Origin of the sequence: Gordonia sp. CPCC 205333 (assembly GCF_048537885.1) — a bacterium.
Classification (GTDB): Bacteria; Actinomycetota; Actinomycetes; order Mycobacteriales; family Mycobacteriaceae; genus Gordonia.
In genome coordinates, this window is the sequence record NZ_JBCLVI010000005.1 from 176,092 (window position 1) to 193,193 (window position 17,102).

The 17,102-nt window shown below is 63.6% G+C and carries 16 protein-coding genes; 10 read left to right on the forward strand and 6 right to left on the reverse strand.

Features of this window, described 5'->3' with window-relative positions:
• Positions 1-63: 63 nt before the first annotated feature.
• A complete protein-coding gene (locus AAFP29_RS18675; RefSeq protein WP_419218914.1) occupies positions 64-471 on the reverse strand; it encodes a DUF3040 domain-containing protein in 408 nt (135 codons plus the stop codon).
• 85 nt (positions 472-556) lie between these two features.
• Complete coding sequence (locus AAFP29_RS18680) at positions 557-1,021, reverse strand: SAV_6107 family HEPN domain-containing protein (RefSeq protein ID WP_419218915.1); 465 nt, start codon at positions 1,019-1,021, stop codon at positions 557-559.
• A gap of 248 nt (positions 1,022-1,269) precedes the next feature.
• Here AAFP29_RS18680 and AAFP29_RS18685 point away from each other — a divergent pair, with 248 nt between their 5' ends.
• The 8 genes from AAFP29_RS18685 to AAFP29_RS18720 all read left to right on the forward strand — a co-directional run bounded on the left by AAFP29_RS18685 (position 1,270) and on the right by AAFP29_RS18720 (position 11,150).
• Complete coding sequence (locus tag AAFP29_RS18685) at positions 1,270-1,992, forward strand: GNAT family N-acetyltransferase (protein WP_419218916.1); 723 nt, start codon at positions 1,270-1,272, stop codon at positions 1,990-1,992.
• A complete protein-coding gene (locus AAFP29_RS18690) occupies positions 1,989-3,629 on the forward strand; it encodes a phytoene desaturase family protein (RefSeq protein WP_419218917.1) in 1,641 nt (546 codons plus the stop codon). Before AAFP29_RS18685 ends, AAFP29_RS18690 begins: the two co-directional genes overlap by 4 nt.
• A 36-nt stretch (positions 3,630-3,665) precedes the next feature.
• Entirely contained in the window at positions 3,666-4,439 is a 774-nt protein-coding gene (locus AAFP29_RS18695; protein ID WP_419218918.1) for an LppM family (lipo)protein, read from the forward strand.
• A 49-nt stretch (positions 4,440-4,488) separates the two neighbouring features.
• On the forward strand, positions 4,489-5,604 hold the full coding sequence (locus AAFP29_RS18700) for a polyprenyl synthetase family protein (RefSeq protein WP_419218919.1): 1,116 nt from the start codon (positions 4,489-4,491) through the stop codon (positions 5,602-5,604).
• A complete protein-coding gene (gene crtI, locus AAFP29_RS18705) occupies positions 5,601-7,181 on the forward strand; it encodes a phytoene desaturase family protein (protein ID WP_419218920.1) in 1,581 nt (526 codons plus the stop codon). The genes AAFP29_RS18700 and crtI overlap by 4 nt, the downstream gene beginning before the upstream one ends.
• Before the next feature lie 8 nt (positions 7,182-7,189).
• Positions 7,190-8,758 carry a polyprenol phosphomannose-dependent alpha 1,6 mannosyltransferase MptB gene (mptB, locus tag AAFP29_RS18710; protein ID WP_419218921.1) on the forward strand — a complete coding sequence of 523 codons (1,569 nt, stop codon included), beginning with the start codon at positions 7,190-7,192 and terminating at the stop codon, positions 8,756-8,758.
• On the forward strand, positions 8,755-9,690 hold the full coding sequence (locus tag AAFP29_RS18715; RefSeq protein WP_419218922.1) for a phytoene/squalene synthase family protein: 936 nt from the start codon (positions 8,755-8,757) through the stop codon (positions 9,688-9,690). Before mptB ends, AAFP29_RS18715 begins: the two co-directional genes overlap by 4 nt.
• Positions 9,691-9,977: 287 nt before the next feature.
• Positions 9,978-11,150, forward strand: a complete 1,173-nt coding sequence (locus AAFP29_RS18720) for a Cmx/CmrA family chloramphenicol efflux MFS transporter (RefSeq protein WP_419218923.1) — start codon at positions 9,978-9,980, stop codon at positions 11,148-11,150.
• A gap of 179 nt (positions 11,151-11,329) precedes the next feature.
• Here AAFP29_RS18720 and AAFP29_RS18725 read toward each other — a convergent pair whose 3' ends face one another.
• Positions 11,330-11,695 (reverse strand): Rv2175c family DNA-binding protein, encoded by a 366-nt coding sequence (locus AAFP29_RS18725; RefSeq protein WP_419218924.1) that lies wholly within the window; start codon positions 11,693-11,695, stop codon positions 11,330-11,332.
• A gap of 75 nt (positions 11,696-11,770) precedes the next feature.
• Here AAFP29_RS18725 and AAFP29_RS18730 point away from each other — a divergent pair, with 75 nt between their 5' ends.
• On the forward strand, positions 11,771-12,982 hold the full coding sequence (locus tag AAFP29_RS18730) for a protein kinase domain-containing protein (protein ID WP_419218925.1): 1,212 nt from the start codon (positions 11,771-11,773) through the stop codon (positions 12,980-12,982).
• 6 nt (positions 12,983-12,988) lie between these two features.
• Here AAFP29_RS18730 and AAFP29_RS18735 read toward each other — a convergent pair whose 3' ends face one another.
• Together AAFP29_RS18735 and AAFP29_RS18740 are read right to left on the reverse strand one after the other, a co-directional pair.
• The gene (locus AAFP29_RS18735) at positions 12,989-14,383 is read right to left on the reverse strand and encodes a class II 3-deoxy-7-phosphoheptulonate synthase (RefSeq protein ID WP_419218926.1); all 1,395 of its coding nucleotides are present in this window, start codon (positions 14,381-14,383) and stop codon (positions 12,989-12,991) included.
• Between the two features lie 48 nt (positions 14,384-14,431).
• Positions 14,432-14,920 (reverse strand): polyadenylate-specific 3'-exoribonuclease AS, encoded by a 489-nt coding sequence (locus AAFP29_RS18740; protein WP_419218927.1) that lies wholly within the window; start codon positions 14,918-14,920, stop codon positions 14,432-14,434.
• 76 nt (positions 14,921-14,996) lie between these two features.
• Between AAFP29_RS18740 and AAFP29_RS18745 the strand changes: the two genes are divergently transcribed.
• The gene (locus AAFP29_RS18745; RefSeq protein ID WP_419219401.1) at positions 14,997-16,334 is read left to right on the forward strand and encodes a glycosyltransferase 87 family protein; all 1,338 of its coding nucleotides are present in this window, start codon (positions 14,997-14,999) and stop codon (positions 16,332-16,334) included.
• 31 nt (positions 16,335-16,365) lie between these two features.
• Here the strand turns inward: AAFP29_RS18745 and AAFP29_RS18750 are convergent, their stop codons facing one another.
• On the reverse strand, positions 16,366-17,088 hold the full coding sequence (locus AAFP29_RS18750; protein WP_419218928.1) for a lysophospholipid acyltransferase family protein: 723 nt from the start codon (positions 17,086-17,088) through the stop codon (positions 16,366-16,368).
• Positions 17,089-17,102 lie beyond the last annotated feature (14 nt).

The following is a 17,102-nucleotide window of genomic DNA, read 5'->3' on the forward strand; positions in this document are numbered from 1 at the left end:
AGCCGCACATCGTTGATGTGCGGCTTAATCTCAGACGGCGATACGGGTCAGGCCCGCATCACCTCATTGCTCTTGGTCGAACCGACGATTGAAACGCTCTTCCATCCGCTCAGATAGTTTGCGACGTGATCCGCCGGAATTTCGCGAACCGGCTCCGGCCCCTTTCGACGGCCCGCCAGACGCGTTAGCCGAACTGCCACCGCCCCACAGCGCCATCAGGCATGCGCCGAACATGACGAGGAAGCCGATCAGGCTGATGATCGGAAAACCAACAAGCTTGACGTCGACAGCGATGCCGCCGACCAATAGCACCAGGCCTACAACGAATATCGCAGCGGCCTGAAGGCGCCGCCGCCCACCGCCGGGACCAATGCGACGACGCTTGACGCTCGACGCAAACTTGGGGTCTTCGGCGTACAGAGCACTTTCGATCTGTTCGAGCATCCGCTGCTCGTGCTCCGAGAGTGGCACCGACCCTCCTTCAACCGCGTGTTGGACCGATGAACCGCAACCGGCGGAACATCATCGGACACGCAGGGCGCGCGTGTCCCGCTTCTCATGATACGAGGTGAAGCTCCGGGCGACCACCATTGGCCAACTTCCCTTGCTCATAGGCGACAACTATTGCATCGGCGTCGTCAAGGAGGGCGACCACATAACGGCGCAGTGTGGCGGCTAGCGCCGTATCAACGGTGCGAACCTGACCGGACTCAATCTTCATTCGAACATCGGATACCGACGCGAGGTATCCGGCGGCCGCATCCCATTCGGGTACGGCAACAGAAAGGCGAGCCCACGCGCTTCGGCTACCTCGCCGCCGCGCCGTCGGAGCCGACGGTTCAAGCACTGCCAAGATGCTCCCCGCACCACGCAGCGCGGCTAAGTAGTACTGGCGGAAACGCTCAGCGGAATCAGCAACGCCGTCGGCGTTGGCGAGTAGGTTGTCGCCTCGCTCGAGTAGATCGCGGGAGCGGCGAACGACGATCGGATCAACTATCACATCGGCTGCGGTGCGTTTCACGGCTTGGCTTCCCTTCTACTTGAACCTTCTACTCGAACGGCGTCTTCACTTTGTACAACGACCCAGTGACAAGAACGCTTCCCTCGTCACTCGCCACCGGGACGTTGTATGGGTCTTACGAGTCGTCTGACGCAGCTTGCGGAGGCTGAGTACTCGAACACTCGTTCGACATATTCAATATAGCTTGTGCACCGTCAACGTTCAAGGCCACAAGCGGCCATATCGCGCTCCGCGACAGCGGGCCGCAGATGACCGTGCGTGTGGTTCGCCTGACCGGGCAGGACGCCTACCTCTGGCTCGATCCAGCCCTCAACATCTATGTCACCGCGATGGGCTACCCCCGCGGCACGGAGGCACATCGAGCTCCGCTGTGGCGTGAACACATCGCCCGACCCGGGTGGCGGGCTTTCGGCGCGATCGCACAGGTCAGCGACTTGCCGCCGGAGAGCCGCGGCTCATTCGCAGGGCGGTTGAACCGCAGCGGCACCGCATCGCTCGCGCGGCGGCGACTACGCGCCCCGCTGGCCATCACCGATGACGAAGTGCTCGTCGGCATCGCATACGGCTACCGTGGCGCACCGGATCAGTGGTGGAATCAGCAACTTCGCGCCGGGCTCCGCCGCACGGGGCTCTCACCGGTCGCCGTAAACGACATTGCCAATGACTATTTCGAACTTACCGAGCTCCATGTCCACCCATCTGCACAAGGTTTCGGCCTCGGACAGTGGCTGCTCACCAAACTTGTCGCCGATTGCACCGAGAGCCGCGTCCTATTGTCGACCCCCGAGGTGGCCGGCGAGGAGAATCGAGCCTGGTCGCTCTATCGACGACTGGGCTTCACCGACGTACTGCGCCATTTCACCTTCGCCGGCGACCCGCGACCGTTCGCGTTTCTCGGACGGCCGCTCCCACTGCCCGTTGCCGCGCCGCCTGGCGTCGGACCGAATCCGAACGGACGTACCCGGCCATGAGCACCGCGGATATCGATGACGTCGTCGTAATCGGCGGGGGTCATAACGGTCTGGTCGCCGCCGCCTACCTCGCCCAAGCCCAACTACGGGTACGTGTCATCGAACGCGACACTGTCCTCGGGGGCGCGGTGTCGACGGTCGAGCGTTTCCCCGGCTACCGCGTCGACCGCGGATCGTCGGCTCACTTGATGATCCGACACACGCCGATCCTTGACGAGCTGGAACTGTCTCGTTTCGGACTGCGCTATCTCGACTGCGATCCGTGGGCATTCGCACCTGATCCCGCCGGCGGCGACGCGTTAGTGTTCTTCACCGATCTCGATCGAACCTGCGCGATGATCGAACGAGTCTGTGGTCCCGACGACGCGGCGGCCTATCGCGAGTTCATCCGCGTCTGGACTCCCCGCGCCCAGGCGGTAATGCGCGCCTTCATCACCCCGGCCACCGTCGATCGCTTCGGCCGCGCCTTCGGTGGCCTATACCGCACCGCAACCACCGCACGCCGGGGAATCATCGGGGCTCGCACCGGCGCGATGAGTTCGATGGCTCAGGACATGATGCTCTCCGGTGACGCGCTGCTCGACCGCTGGTTCGACTCACCGAGGCTCAAAGCCGCCCTGTCCTGGTTCGGCGCTCAATCGGGCCCGCCGATGACCGCTCCCGGCACCGCACCGATGATCGGCTTCGCCGCACTCATGCACCAGATCCCACCCGGGCGGGCGGTCGGCGGCAGCGGCGCACTGACGACCGCGTTGCTCAATCGCCTGGACTCCGACGGCGCTGTCGTTGAATCAGGCTGTGCCGCAACATCTTTACGGAGAGATCCGACAGGATGGCAGATCACCCTCGCCGACGGAAGCCAACGTCGGGCCCGTCGGGTGATCAATGCCTGTCACATCAACGCCACCCTTGATCTGCTCGATGACGTGGCACCGCACGACGTCGCGCGCTGGCGACGGCAAATCGTCATCGGCAACGGCATCGGTATGGCCGTCCGGCTGGGCACCACCGCGCTCCCCAACTACCCCGGCCTGCCCAGCGACCTTGGTTCCCACGGCGTGCACAGTGGCCTCGGCTTGCTCGTCACCGACCGCGCACAGCTGACCGCCGCGCACGCCGATGCGGTCGCCGGGGAACTGCCACGTCGCCCGGCCTTGGTTGCGATGTCCTTCTCCGCCCTGGATCCGACGCTGGCGCCGGCCGACCGGCATCAGATCAACCTGTGGGCGCAATGGCATCCTTATCGGCTCGCCGAGGATCTGCGGGCGGCTGGTCAGTCGTGGCAGACGCTCGCCGACACCGCTGCTGACGCGATCTTGGCCGAATTCGACCGGCACGCACCGGGTATCGCGGATTCTGTCGAGCATCGCTACGTTCAAACCCCGGCCGACCTGGAGTCCGAATTGGCAATGCCGGCAGGGAACATCATGCATGTGGAGATGAGCATCGACCAGATGTTCATGTGGCGACCACATCCTGATCTGGCCGGACATCGCGTGCCCGGCGTCGATGGCCTGTTTCTTGCAGGCGCGTCAACGCATCCCGGCGGCGGTGTCACCGGGGCCAGCGGCCGAATCGCAGCACATGCGGTACTCGCGCGGGTTCGCGGCACACGACACCGGCTGCGCGGGCATTGACCTGATCGGCCGTACTGATCTGGCACGATAGTCACCGTGCCCCACAGAGTTTCCCGCAACACAGTCATGCCAGTCGCCGCTCTCCTCGCCCTGGTGGCGCTGGCCGGCCTGCTCTCGGGCTGTATGACACGGTCGACAACCGTCGGTGACCGGTTCGCCGGCGAGATCATCGTCGCCACATCGCCGGATAACCCGCGCGGTGCACCAAACCTGGACATCCCGCAGTCGATGGCAAGCCACATCACCGTCGCCGAGTACAAGGAAACCAACAAGTCCGGTGACCAGACTCTGCGGATCGGGACGCGCGCGTACTACTCCGACCTCACCTCGGGCCAGTTCAGCCAACTCGCCGACATCATCGCGGGAGCCTATGACAACTCCAATATGAGTATGGAGATAAGCGGTAAACGCAGCGGTGACATCGTCCGCATGCGCGGCACTGCCGACCTCTCGGATCTGGTGGCTCAGCGCGATCAAATTCGTCTCATCGTCACCTTCAACGGCCCAGTGATCGCCAGCAACGGCGAACAGACCGGCTCGCAGACCGTCTCGTGGAACCTTCCGATCGGCAAGTCCAGCACGCTCAACGCCGACGCCCAGTACGCCGACCCGGCGACCGCGGCGATCGGCAGCTGGGCCTGGTTCCTGGGAATCATCTGCGTAGCAACGGTCGGCCTCATCGCATACTTCGCGTTCCGCGGTCGCGACTCCGCCCCGCGACCGGGCGCACCGGCCAGACGTCGCAAAGACTCGGCGAAAGACTCTGACACGGAATCCAAGACCGACACGGTCGCTACTGCCAAGAAATGACACCAAACCCCATCAGCACACATCACGGCCGGTTGGCTAGCCTGTCCAGGTGACTACCGACGCCGCCGTTCCGACCCCGATCGAGGCCGTGCCAGCGGTGGTGAAGGCCCGTCTGAGTGAAGTTTTCGACACCGTCGCGCCGACGGTCGCAGCCATCTCCCCGGTGGTAACCGCAGGTGTCGACCATCTGCGCAGTTTTGTACTCGATGGCGGCAAACGTGTTCGGCCGACCTTCGCGTGGGCCGGCTGGCAATGTGCGATCCAATCCGATGGACCTGATGCTCCGGACTCCGCACTCCCCGGCGCGGCACACCTCAATACCTCCGACGTCGTGACGCTCGGCGCGGCGCTGGAATTGGTACAGGCATGCGCCCTGATCCACGACGACATCATCGACCGGTCCGACACCCGGCGCGGCCGGCCGACGGTCCATCGGGTCTATCGAGCCGAACACCTTGATGCCGGTTGGGTGGGTGATGCCGAACATTTCGGTGAGTCGGCGGCGATTCTTATCGGCGACCTGGCCCTCGCCTGGGCCGACGACCTTACTGCCGCCCTACCCCGGCATATCGCGCCGATCTGGTCGGCGATGCGTACCGAAGTTCTCGGCGGTCAGCTGCTCGACATAGTCAACGAGGTATCCGCGGACGAGTCTGTTGACGCCGCCCTATCGGTGATGCGCTTCAAGACTGCGGCATATACGGTCGCACGGCCGCTGGAACTCGGTGCGGCACTTGGTAATGCATCGCCACAGCTGATCTCTGCGCTGGCTCACATCGGACATGACCTGGGTCTCGCGTTTCAACTACGCGACGATCTCCTTGGCGTCTTCGGCGACCCAAAGGCAACCGGGAAACCGTCCGGCGATGACCTTGTGGCCGGCAAACGGACCGTGTTGATCGCCGATGGTCTCGCGCGCGCACAAGCAGCCGATCCCGCTGCCGCACAGGCATTACGGTCGGCGTTAGGTGTCGACCTCACCGACGCCGCGTTGGCCCGGGCGCGCGAGATTCTGCGCGAGGTCGGCGCCGGTGCGGCGATCGAGGGACGTATCGCAGACCATCTGCGGTCCGCACTGAGCGCGATCGAGAATTTGCCGACGAGCGCGGCTGCCCGTGCCGACCTCGCCGCTGTCGCCAATGCGATCGCGTACCGAAACGCATGAGTACACAACGCATCCCGGGGCCAACCGATCGAGTTGTCATCATTGGTGCCGGCCTATCGGGGCTGACCGCCGGACTCTACCTGCGCGCGGCCGGGCACCAGGTGACGGTTGTCGAACGCAGCGGCCGTGCGGGCGGTCTAGTGCGCACCGAACAGCTATCGGCGTCGAGCGGCGTGAAGCACCACTTCGATACCGGCGCAACCATTCTCACCATGCCGGAGCTGGTCGTCGATGCCCTCGGCGCGGTCGGCGTCACCCCGGACGACGCCGCGCGACGACTCGCCCTGAGAGTCGTCGACCCGAGTTACGCCATGCGGTTCGCCGACGGGGCCAGCCTCAATGTCCGACATGGTCGCGCCGCGCTGATCACCGAAGTCGGTACTCGGTTCGGCCCGGAACAGGCACGTGGCGTCGCCAGCCTGTGCACCTGGCTCGATCGACTCTACGACATAGAATTTGACGCATTCGTCGATCGCAACTTCGACGGACTCACCGACTTCGCCGGCCCGGGATTACGCGGCCCGGTGACTCAGTTGGCGCGTATCGGAGCTGTTCGTGGTCTGACCGGAGCCGTCGCCCGCCACGTCAGCGACGAACGCTTACAGCGAGTGTTCACCTTCCAGGCTCTCTATGCCGGTGTGCCGCCGCAACGCGCCGCAGCCATCTACGCGATCATCGCGCAGATGGATATCGGCCGGGGCGTCTACTACCCCGCCGGCGGTATGGGCAGAGTAGGACAAGTCCTCGCCGACGCGTTCGTTGATGCCGGTGGAGTACTCGAATTGCGCACCAGCGCAACGTCGTTGCGTCAATCTGCTGGCCGGATCGATTCCGTCGAAGCAGTCGGACCGGGCGGGACGGCAACGGAGTTCTCTGCCGATGCTGTGATCGCGGCGGTCGGCGTGCCGGTGATCGAATCACTATTGGCCTCCGCGACGATGCCGGAGCGGCGCTGGCGCCGCCCGATTCACTACTCCCCGAGTGCGGTAGTTGCTCATGGGATTGTGCCAACGTCGGTCACCCGGTCCTGGCCCGGTGATCATCACACGATCGACTTCGGCGCAGCGTGGAAGTCGACTTTCACCCAAATCTCCCCCGGCCGCCGGCGGCGGGGGCAGTTGATGAGCGATCCGTCGCTGTTGCTCACCCGACCCGCTATCAGCGACCCGGAAACCTTCCACCGCAATGGCTTCGAGTCGGTTTCAATCCTCGCGCCATGCCCGAATCTCCACGCTGCGCCGCTCGACTGGCCCGCGTTGGCACGGCCCTATGTCGACGAATGTCTCGGCGTGCTGGAGCGTCGCGGCTATCGAGGCATAGGTCAGATGGAGACTCTGCGGATCGACGACCCAAACACGTGGGCGATCGCCGGATATGGTGCTGGGACCCCGTTCAGCGCCGCTCACACCGTTAGCCAGACCGGCCCGTTCCGCACCCCGAACAGATGGCCGGGAGTCGACAACTTGATCATCGCTGGCGCGACGACCACGCCGGGCGTCGGCATCCCGCCGGTTCTGATCTCCGGACGACTGGCCGCCGACCGAATCACCGACACCCGCGGCGGGGCATCCCGGTGAGCGGCCCAATGCGCACCCCACGCGAATTGTGGTGTGGTGTAGTGGGTTCGGTCCTGGTCGCGATCGGTGCGTTCGGTATCGCCGATATCCCGCGTAACAGTGAGCCAGCCCAGCGATGGTTCCTCGATGTATTGACCTATGGCCACGGAAAAACCCTGTCGGCCATCGTCTTCTGGACCGGTGTGGCCACCCTGGTGATCTGTTGGATGCGCGTGGGGCGACTGTTGCTGGCCGGCGGCGAGAAATCACCCAGTGCGCCAACCGTGCGTCAGATGCGCTGGGCCGCTTTGGGCTGGGCCGCTCCGCTGATGGTGACCGTGCCGATCTATAGCCGCGACGTCTACGCCTATCTGGCACAGGCCGCAGTATTTCGCGAAGGATTTAACCCCTACACTGACGGTCCAGTGCACTATCCCGGCCCACTCCTGGACAGCATGGCGCAGGTGTGGGCTGCCACCACCGCCCCGTATGGTCCTGCGTTCGTCGCGTTGATGCGCGGCGTCGTCGGGATCACCGGTGACCATGTGATCCTCGGCGTGCTCGCCGTCCGCTTGATATTGCTGCCCGGATTGTTGTTGGCACTGTGGGCAATTCCCCGCCTCGCCAAACATTTCGGAGCGTCCGGGCAGACGGGACTGTGGCTGGCGCTACTCAACCCGCTGATCCTCATCCACGTTGTCGGCGGGCCGCACGTGGAGTTGCTGATGATGGGCTTGCTCGTAGCAGGTGTGACTCTCGTCGTCGAACGTCGTCATTTGTGGGGACTGGCAGTACTCGGGCTCGCCGTTTCGATCAAGATCACCGCTGGCGTGGCCATCCCGTTCGTCGTGTGGATCTGGCTCTCCCATATCCGCGACGACCGTACCGGGTCCGCTACCAGAACCGACACCGTGCAAATTCCGTTGTGGCGCTTGGGCTGGCGCACTGTCACTGGCGCCTTCGCCGCGACGGCGGTTATCCCGGTGGCCGTATTCGCATTCTGGACCACGGTTACCGGCCTCGGCATGGGGTGGCTGTCCGGACTCGGCTGGGCCGACCGAATCATCAACTGGCTCACTGTGCCGACATTGGTTGGCCACATCGTCACCTGGGTCGCCGCACCGTTTACCGCGCTCAATCTGCAGCCGGTACTGTCCGTCACCCGACTCATCGGCGCGGTGGCGCTCGCTGGAATTCTGCTCTGGATGTGGTGGCGCGGCCGCATCGGAGAGCGCGCGGCCATGACCTCGTTGCTGTGGGCGATGTTCGCGGTACTGTTACTCGAACCATCCACGCTGCCTTGGTATTACACCTGGGTGCTATGCCTGATCGCCGCGGTTACACTTCCGACTACTGCGCGCGCCTGGATCATCGGAGCCTCGGTGGTCGGGCTCATCGTCTTTCAGCCGGACGATTCGATCGTCCTTTATAAACCCGTTGAACTTGTCTTGGCCTTCGCACTTGGGGCACTTGCCGGCTGGTCGTTACAACATCGAGACCCATTGCGACTCGGCGGAGCGGCCCGATGGGGGTGGTACGGCAGTTCGACTCGTCAGGATGCCGAAAGCGCTGGCGCAGAGTCTGTTCGGACGCCATGACGCCCCCAGACGCGGCGGCGATCGAACGCGGGTACCTGCATTCGGCACGATTGATCGCCGCACACGGACGCACCTACAACCTTGCGGCGCAACTGTTACCGCCAGCGAATCGCCGCGGGGTCAGCGCGCTCTACGGCTATGCCCGAGTGGTCGACGATATCGTCGACCATGCCGGTGACGAACCGCACGAGACGCTGGAAAAGTTGGATACGGTCCTCCACGCAATGGACGCCGCACTCGGCAACACGTCACACACCCAAACTGCTGCGGCACAACGCTTATCGACTGTCGACGCCGACATCGTGGCAGCCACGGCAGCCACCGCACTGCGTTGGGCAATTCCCACCGAATACTTCATCGCATTCGGTCGGTCCATGCGGATGGACGTTCCGAGCGCCGATGGATTCATCAACCGCTACCGCACTTTCGACCAATTGGCGGAATACACTTACGGTTCGGCATCGGTGATCGGATTGCAGCTGCTGCCGTTGCTGGGAGTCCCCGAGCCCGACTCGCCAACCTCGATCGCGGCTGCGATGCTCGGCGAGGCATTTCAGCTAACCAATTTCTTGCGCGACGTCGGCGAAGATCTCGACCGGAACCGCGTTTATCTACCGACCGACGAGTTGCACGCCTTCGGCGTCGACGTCGACCACCTACGCGCTTGTCGACAGGTTCATTCGACCAGCCCGCAACTACGGCGCGCACTAGCACATCTCATCGCAGTCAACCGGGATATGTATCGACAGGCAATTCCAGGTATATCGTTGCTGCCCAAGCGGATTCGGCCTGCGATTGCGGCAGCTGCTCGTTCATACGCAGATATCCTGACCGTTATCGAGGCGCCCGAGTTTGACGTGATGGCGTCCCGAGCAATAGTCACCCGACGTCGACGGCTCGGACATGCGGCGAGCGCGATGCTGCGCCGATAGGCGACTTGGCAGTTGCAGCCGAGAGATATCGTCACTCCTTCAATCAATTCTGTTCATCGACTTCTGCCGCCACCGAACTGCGTATGGGATGGGCCGCATGTAACATCACCACCATGTCGAGTCCTGAGTCAGATAGGTCCGGGGTTGCCGGTCACACCGCCAGCCCCCTGAACCGCTAATCACTCCCCGCGATTCCGCGCGGGTCACATAATCGATTGCGGAAATTAGGCCGTCTGGCCGTGGTGACGAGAAGAACCATTTCTTAGCCTCTCACCTCGGAGTACTCAATGCCTTTCGCGCTCTATTTGCTTGCCTTGGCGGCCTTCGCCTTAGGCACCTCAGAATTCATGCTCGCGGGATTGATCCCCGCTATTGCCTCCGATCTTGATGTCGCCGTCGGCACCGCAGGTCTTTTGACTTCGGCGTTCGCGATCGGCATGGTCGTCGGCGCACCGACAATGGCGGCCTTCGCTCGCCGGTGGCCACCACGGGTCACGCTCCTTGCCTGCCTCGTCCTGTTCGCAGGGTGCCACGTGGCCGGCGCGATTACCCCGATGTTCTCGATTCTGCTGGCCACACGTGTAGTCGGTGCTCTCGCCAATGCCGGGTTCCTTGCCGTAGCGCTTACTACGGCCACCACACTTGTGCCAGCGGACAGGAAGGGACGGGCACTCGCAATCCTCCTGTCGGGCACAACAATCGCGACGGTCGCCGGAGTTCCCGCTGGGGCATTGCTCGGCACAGCATTCGGATGGCGCGCGCCGTTCTGGGCAGTCGCATTGCTCTGCGTCCCCGCTGCGGTTGGAATTCTCTGCGGGATGGACAAGCGGCAACCCGCCTCTGTAATCGGGGCAACAGACCTGAAAGCCGAACTCTCGGAGCTTCGCTCGACTCGACTCATCCTCGCGATGGCGCTTGGAGCATTAATCAACGGCGGCACTTTCGCCGCGTTCACGTACTTGGCACCGGTTGTGACTGAAACCGCGAGGCTTGCCGATAGTTGGATCTCGGTAGCGCTGGTGATGTTCGGGATAGGTTCGTTCGCCGGCGTCACCGTTGCCGGACGACTGTCGGATCGATGGCCAGGTCTGGCACTCACTATCGGAGGTCCGCTGCTGCTGATCGGCTGGATTGCGCTGGCGGCGCTAGCGCCACTTCCTGGATTCCTACTCGTCCTCATCTTTATTCAAGGAATGCTGTCCTTCTGCGTTGGTAGCACCCTGATCACGCGAATCCTGTACGCGGCCTCGACGGCACCGACGATGGCCGGTTCCTACGCGACCGCAGCGCTGAATATGGGCGCTGCCGCTGGCCCCGTCCTCGGAGCCCTCGCTCTCACGGTCGGTCCGGGTGTCCTGGCTCCGGTGTGGGTCGCCGCTGGCCTCACCTCGGTGGGCCTCATCATCCTGCTTGCGGCGAGAGATCAGCGCACGACGGGCGTTGCCATACGCCCGCGATAGGTTGGGAACAAATCGGCGAGCGGTGCGGGGAGGTGGATTATGAGTCGATCAGAGCGGCTGGGGTCGAGTGATCTGACAGCGTCGGACGACGCTCGCGGCGCGCCCGGGCAGAATCTGAACCGACATCCGCATTGCAACTGTCCGGCTCCAAACATGAAGAGCCACAACAAGTCAGGACACTACATCGCTTCGGCCTGCGCCCGCCGGATCACTTCACGTGCGGAATGAGAATGCAGCGCCTGCGCCGGATGGATCCCAAGATCGTCCTGCACGGTGAACAACCATCGCAGCGCTTCGTCACGGTCGAAGCCACCGTCAAGCAGCACTGCGACGATGCCATCGAAGTGTTTCGCTATGCCGTCCTCGTCGAAGAACAGGGCGGGAACACCCGGCTCGCCGTTGCGAGAGAGCGCGAGCAGATGGTGATCGCGGATCAGCGTGCGTACGCGTCCGGCCGAAACCCGTAGGCGCCGCGCAACTTCGTCTACGGTCAACACCTCGACCTCGCCGGGCAAATCATCAGCGGACAGGGGTAAGGAAGCCACGAACTGACCCTACCCGAGACACACGCATGTCACGCTGCGGCCACCGCGATTGGATAGGCGGGTAAATTCAGGCAGGTGAACAATGCCGTCGACCCACTACTGGGCGCCGCGCTCGAACGCCGATACCGGCTCGACGCACTCATCGCACGTGGCGGAATGAGCGCGGTCTACCTGGCCCATGATTTCCGATTGGGGCGCTCGGTCGCCGTCAAGGTAATGGATGCCGCCTACAGCCACGACCCAGTCTTCTTGAAGCGCTTCGACTTTGAGGCACGCGCGGTCGCTGGACTCAAACATGCCGGACTCGTCGCCGTCTACGACCAGGGCATCGACGCCGATACCGCCTTCCTCGTCATGGAATTGGTCGAGGGCGGCAGTCTGCGCGAGTTGCTTCGCGAACGCGGTCCCATGCCGCCGCACGCTGTCGTGGCCGCACTCGATCCCGTACTGGGCGCACTTGGCACCGCCCACCGCGCCGGTCTGGTACATCGTGATGTGAAGCCGGAGAATATCCTCATCTCCGACGACGGCGAGGTGAAGATCGCCGACTTCGGGCTGGTACGCGCGGTCGCCGAAGCTGGCGTTACCTCGGCCAGTGTCATTCTGGGCACGGCGGCCTATCTGTCGCCCGAGCAGGTGCAGTCGACCTATGCCGACGCACGGTCCGATGTCTATTCCACCGGCATTGTGATGTTCGAATTGCTTACTGGCCGAACGCCATTCCGTGGCGATACCCCGCTCGGTCTCGCATATCAGCGCCTCACCTACGACGTTCCCGCACCGAGCGCGGTGGTTCCCGGAATCCCACCGGAGATCGATGAATTGGTGTTGCGCGCAACCGAACGTGACCCGCGCGACCGCTATCTCGACGGATTCGACCTGCGTCGTGCACTACTCGACGCCGCTGACGACCTCGATCTCCCCCCGTTCACCGTGCCCGCTCCGGTCCGCTCCGCGGAACGAGAGTCGGTGTCGGCGTTCCGATCCCGTGGCGGCTCGCCGCATGGTGAGGTACCCGAAGAGCTGCCGCCGACGCCGAGTGTGATCGACACGGTTCCGCCGACGCGTACGCGGACGGTCACCGACCCTAATCGGGCCGCGCCGCTGGTCGACAACTATCACGACATCGACGACCGCAGCATCGACCTGCCCGACGGCGACGACGACGATCCGATCGAGGAACCGAGCCGCGCTGGGCTGGCCGCATTCTGGATCTTCCTGGTGTTACTGGCCGCCGCCTGCCTGGCAACCGCCGGCTGGTGGCTGGGTAACGGCTTCTTGAGCTGAGTTCGGCTATCCGCGCAGCATCTCGGCGACCAGGAACGCCAGCTCCAACGACTGCTGAGTATTCAAACGCGGATCACACGCCGTCTCGTACCGGCCGGCCAAATCCAGATCAGAAATTTCCTGCGCGCCGCCGAGACATTCGGTGACGTCCTCACCGGTCAACTCGATATGTACGCCGCCCGGATGCGTGCCGAGCGCGCGATGCACCTCGAAGAATCCCTGCACTTCGTCGACGATCCGGTCGAAATGCCTTGTCTTGTAACCGGTGCTGGCCTCGTGGGTGTTGCCATGCATGGGATCGCTCTGCCAGATGACCTTGTGGCCGGTCTCCTCGACAGCCGCGACGATAGGCGGCAGAACGTCGCGCACGTTGCCATTGCCCATACGCGCGACAAGGGTGAGTCGACCAGGCTGGTTATGCGGATCGAGGCGCCGTACGTATTCGGCCGCTTGCTCGGGCGTAGTGGTCGGCCCGATTTTGATGCCAATCGGGTTGGTGATCAGTTCGGCGAACGCGATATGAGCACCGTCGAGGTCGCGGGTACGCTCGCCGATCCATAGGAAGTGCGCGGACAGATCGTAGAGCACCTTCTCGTCGGTCCCCCGCGGATCTGCGGCGAGCCGCAGCATCGCCCGCTCATAGTCGAGGACCAGCGCTTCGTGAGAGGCGAAAATCGCCGCTGACTGAAGGCTGGTGTCGCGCACACCGCAGGCGTCCATGAAACGCAACCCGCGGTCAATTTCGGCGGCCAGCGCCTCGTAGCGTGCACCGGCAGGTGAGATCCGCACGAATTCACGGTTCCAGTCGTGGACTCGATGGAGGTCGGCTTCTGAACTGGTCAGCGCCCGAACAAGATTCATCGCGGCTGACGCATTCGCGTAGGCACGCACCAAACGTGACGGATCATGTTCGCGGACAGTCGCATCCGGCGGAAAACCGTTGACCATATCGCCACGGTAGGAAAGTAGGCCCAACGCGTCGGTATTCGACGACCGCGGCTTGGCGTACTGGCCCGCGATACGCGCCAGCTTCACGACCGGCAGACTGGCACCGTAGGTGAGGACCACAGCCATCTGCAACAAGGTGCGAATATTGCCCTTGATATGCGGTTCGGTGTTGTCGACGAAGGTCTCGGCGCAGTCACCGCCCTGTAAGAGAAAAGCTTTGCCGTTGGCGACATCGGCCAGTTGCGCCGACAACGCCTCCACTTCGGCGGGCATACAGATCGGCGGCACGCTCTCCAGCACCGTGCGCATCTTACGAGCCTCGTCCTCGGACCAGCTCGGTTGCTGCTTGGCAGGCCGCGTGAGCATCGCGTCAAAGCGGTCTTGCAACTCGCCCGGCAATGGGGGCAATTCGGGCAGTTCGTCGATCGGCACGTCGACAGTCCAGTTCACCACGAGCAATAGCCTAGCGATGTCCACTCACATCGCGTACATGACCTCGGGCTAACCGGGGTGGCCGGCAGCTTCGATGGCTTCCCACTTGCGCAGGTTGTGTCGTGCGTCGGCGAGCGCGTCGTGGGCGTCTCGCGGAGCAGCCGGTAGTGCGGGCCGACCGGCATCGTCCCAGGACTGCTTCAATTCCCTGGTGTATCGCGGAATTATGCGCGGCAGCGCCGTCATCGGCCCCCAGAGCTGGCACAGTGCCACGTGGTCGTAGGCGCCAACCCAGGCCCACAATTCGATTTCCGAACCATCGGCGGTCAGGAACTCCAGCAGCTCGTCGCGGATTGCCCGCCGCGACTTCCAGACCTTCGATGCCGGCGACGGCAACTTGGGCAGGACGTGTGCCCGCACCCAGTCTCCGGCGCGTGACTCGTCGAACTCGGTGGACACCGCGTAGAATTCACGACCGTCTTCGGCGACCACCCCGAGCGACACCAAATCGATCGTGTGGCCGTCCTCGATAAACTCCGAGTCGTAGAAGAATCGCATGACCGTAGTATCCCCCGAGCCGCCTCATGCCGGTTCACCGCCGTACCCAGTGTCCCCCGCTCAGAATGCGCCGCAGATGCCCTTGTTCCCCTCCCGAGTCGATGCCTCGCTGTCCAGGTGGCGTCCAAGCGCCCTCGCGCGTACCGCGATCGTGTTCGTCTTCGCGGCATCGACGCTGATGCAGGTGGTCGGTGTGCCATTCACTTCGAGTTTCGGCACCCGTACGCGTATTGACCTCGATGTTTACCGACTGGGTTCGCAACTCTGGCAGCAGGGTATATCGCTCTACGACGTTGGCTCGATGCCGTTCACCGACGATGGAATCTGGTTGCCGTTCACCTATCCCCCGTTCGCGGCGCTGTCATTCGTCCCACTCGGCGCGATGCCGCTGACTGTGGCCGGCTGGTTCGTCGCACTCACGTCGATCGCGCTGGTCGTGGTGATTATCAAGATCGTGTTGCGGGTGCTCGACGTTGGGACACCAGCCAATCGCTGGTGGCTCGCCACGGCGATCGCCGCAGCGGCGATCTGGCTCAACCCGACGTGGATGACCCTGGGGTTCGGGCAGGTGAACATCTACCTGTTGGCGTTGATCGTCATCGATGTCTTCGTGCTAAGTCGACGCGGCCGAGCACGCGGCATTCTGATCGGCGTCGCGTCGGCGATCAAACTGACGCCGCTGGTCTTCGTCGCCGTCTTCATCGCAGCCCGACAGTGGCGCGCGGCGGCGACCGTCGCCGTCACCTTCGCCTGCGCGGCGGCGCTGGCCGCAGTATGGATGCCGTCTGATTCGTGGCGCTACTGGACTCACACGCTGTTCCACACCACCCGCATCGGTGACCCGGCCGGTCCGATCAACCAGAATTTGAATGCGCTGTGGATTCGCCTGGTAGACAGCGAATCCGCCCAGCAGATGTTGTGGTTCGTCAGCTCGGTGATCGCGACCGGCCTGATGGTGCTCGCGGTGCGCGCGGCAAGACCGGTGGCGGCTTTCGCATCCGACGCACCGCAGCGTCGCGTCGATGCCATGTCCGTGACGATCGCGATCGCCACCTGGGGTTTGCTGATCTCACCGACTACCTGGGGGCATCACTGGGTGTGGGTAATCCCGGCGATCATCATGTGCGCGGTGATCGCAGCGCGAAGCGATGAACGCCGCACCAGGTGGGTTCACGCCGCGCTAGCGGTGTCGGGAGCGGCGATCTTCGCGGTCGGGCCGTACCAATTGCTGCCGCAGCAGGTTGGCGACTGGAACCTCATCGACCAGATCGTCGGAAATTCCTACACCCTGTGGGGGCTGTGCCTGCTCATCGCGCTGTGGCTGGCACCGGCGCGCCTGCCGGCCTCGACGCACTCAGACGGCGAACTGGCACCAGAGTCGCGATCCGCCAGCGCTGCTACCCCGACCAGCTAGTCGAATCGCGACACCCTGACTCACTAACGAGTCATGCCGCGGGCTGCTGCGCCCCGTCGGTAGGCTCGCTCGACTCGGTCGGCTTGTTCTTCAATGACGCCGCGTATACATCGACGTACTGCTGACCGGACAACTGCATGAGTTCGTACATGATCTCGTCGGTTACCGCACGTTCGATGAACCGGTTGCCCGCCATGCCGTCGAAACGCGAGAAATCCAGCGGCTTGCCGATCTTCACGGTGATCCGGGCCAGACGCGGGATGGTGGTGCCGGGTGGGTTCAGGCCATCGGTGCCGATCATGGCGACCGGGATGACCGGCAAGCCGGTTTCCATCGCGACACGCGCCAATCCGGTCTTCCCCTTGAACAGGCGTCCGTCCGGCGACCGGGTGCCCTCGGGGTACATGCACATCAGTTCGCCCTGATCGAGCATGCGGCGAGCGGATAGCAACGCACCCGCCGCGGCATCGGCGCCCGACCGATCGATTGGGATCTGCCCCGAGGCACTGAAGAACCAGCGCTGGAATGCTCCCTTGGCTCCGGTGCCGGTGAAATATTCACTCTTCGCCAGGAAATAGATTCGTCTGGGCACCATCAGCGGCAGGTAGAAACTGTCGACCACGGCGAGGTGATTACTGGCCAGGATGGCCGCACCGTCGGCCGGAATGTTTTCCAGCCCTTCGATTTTCGGCCGACCGATCAGCCGAAGGAACGGTCCCATCAACACGAACTTGAACAGCCAGTACCACGTCATTGTCTACTCCGCAC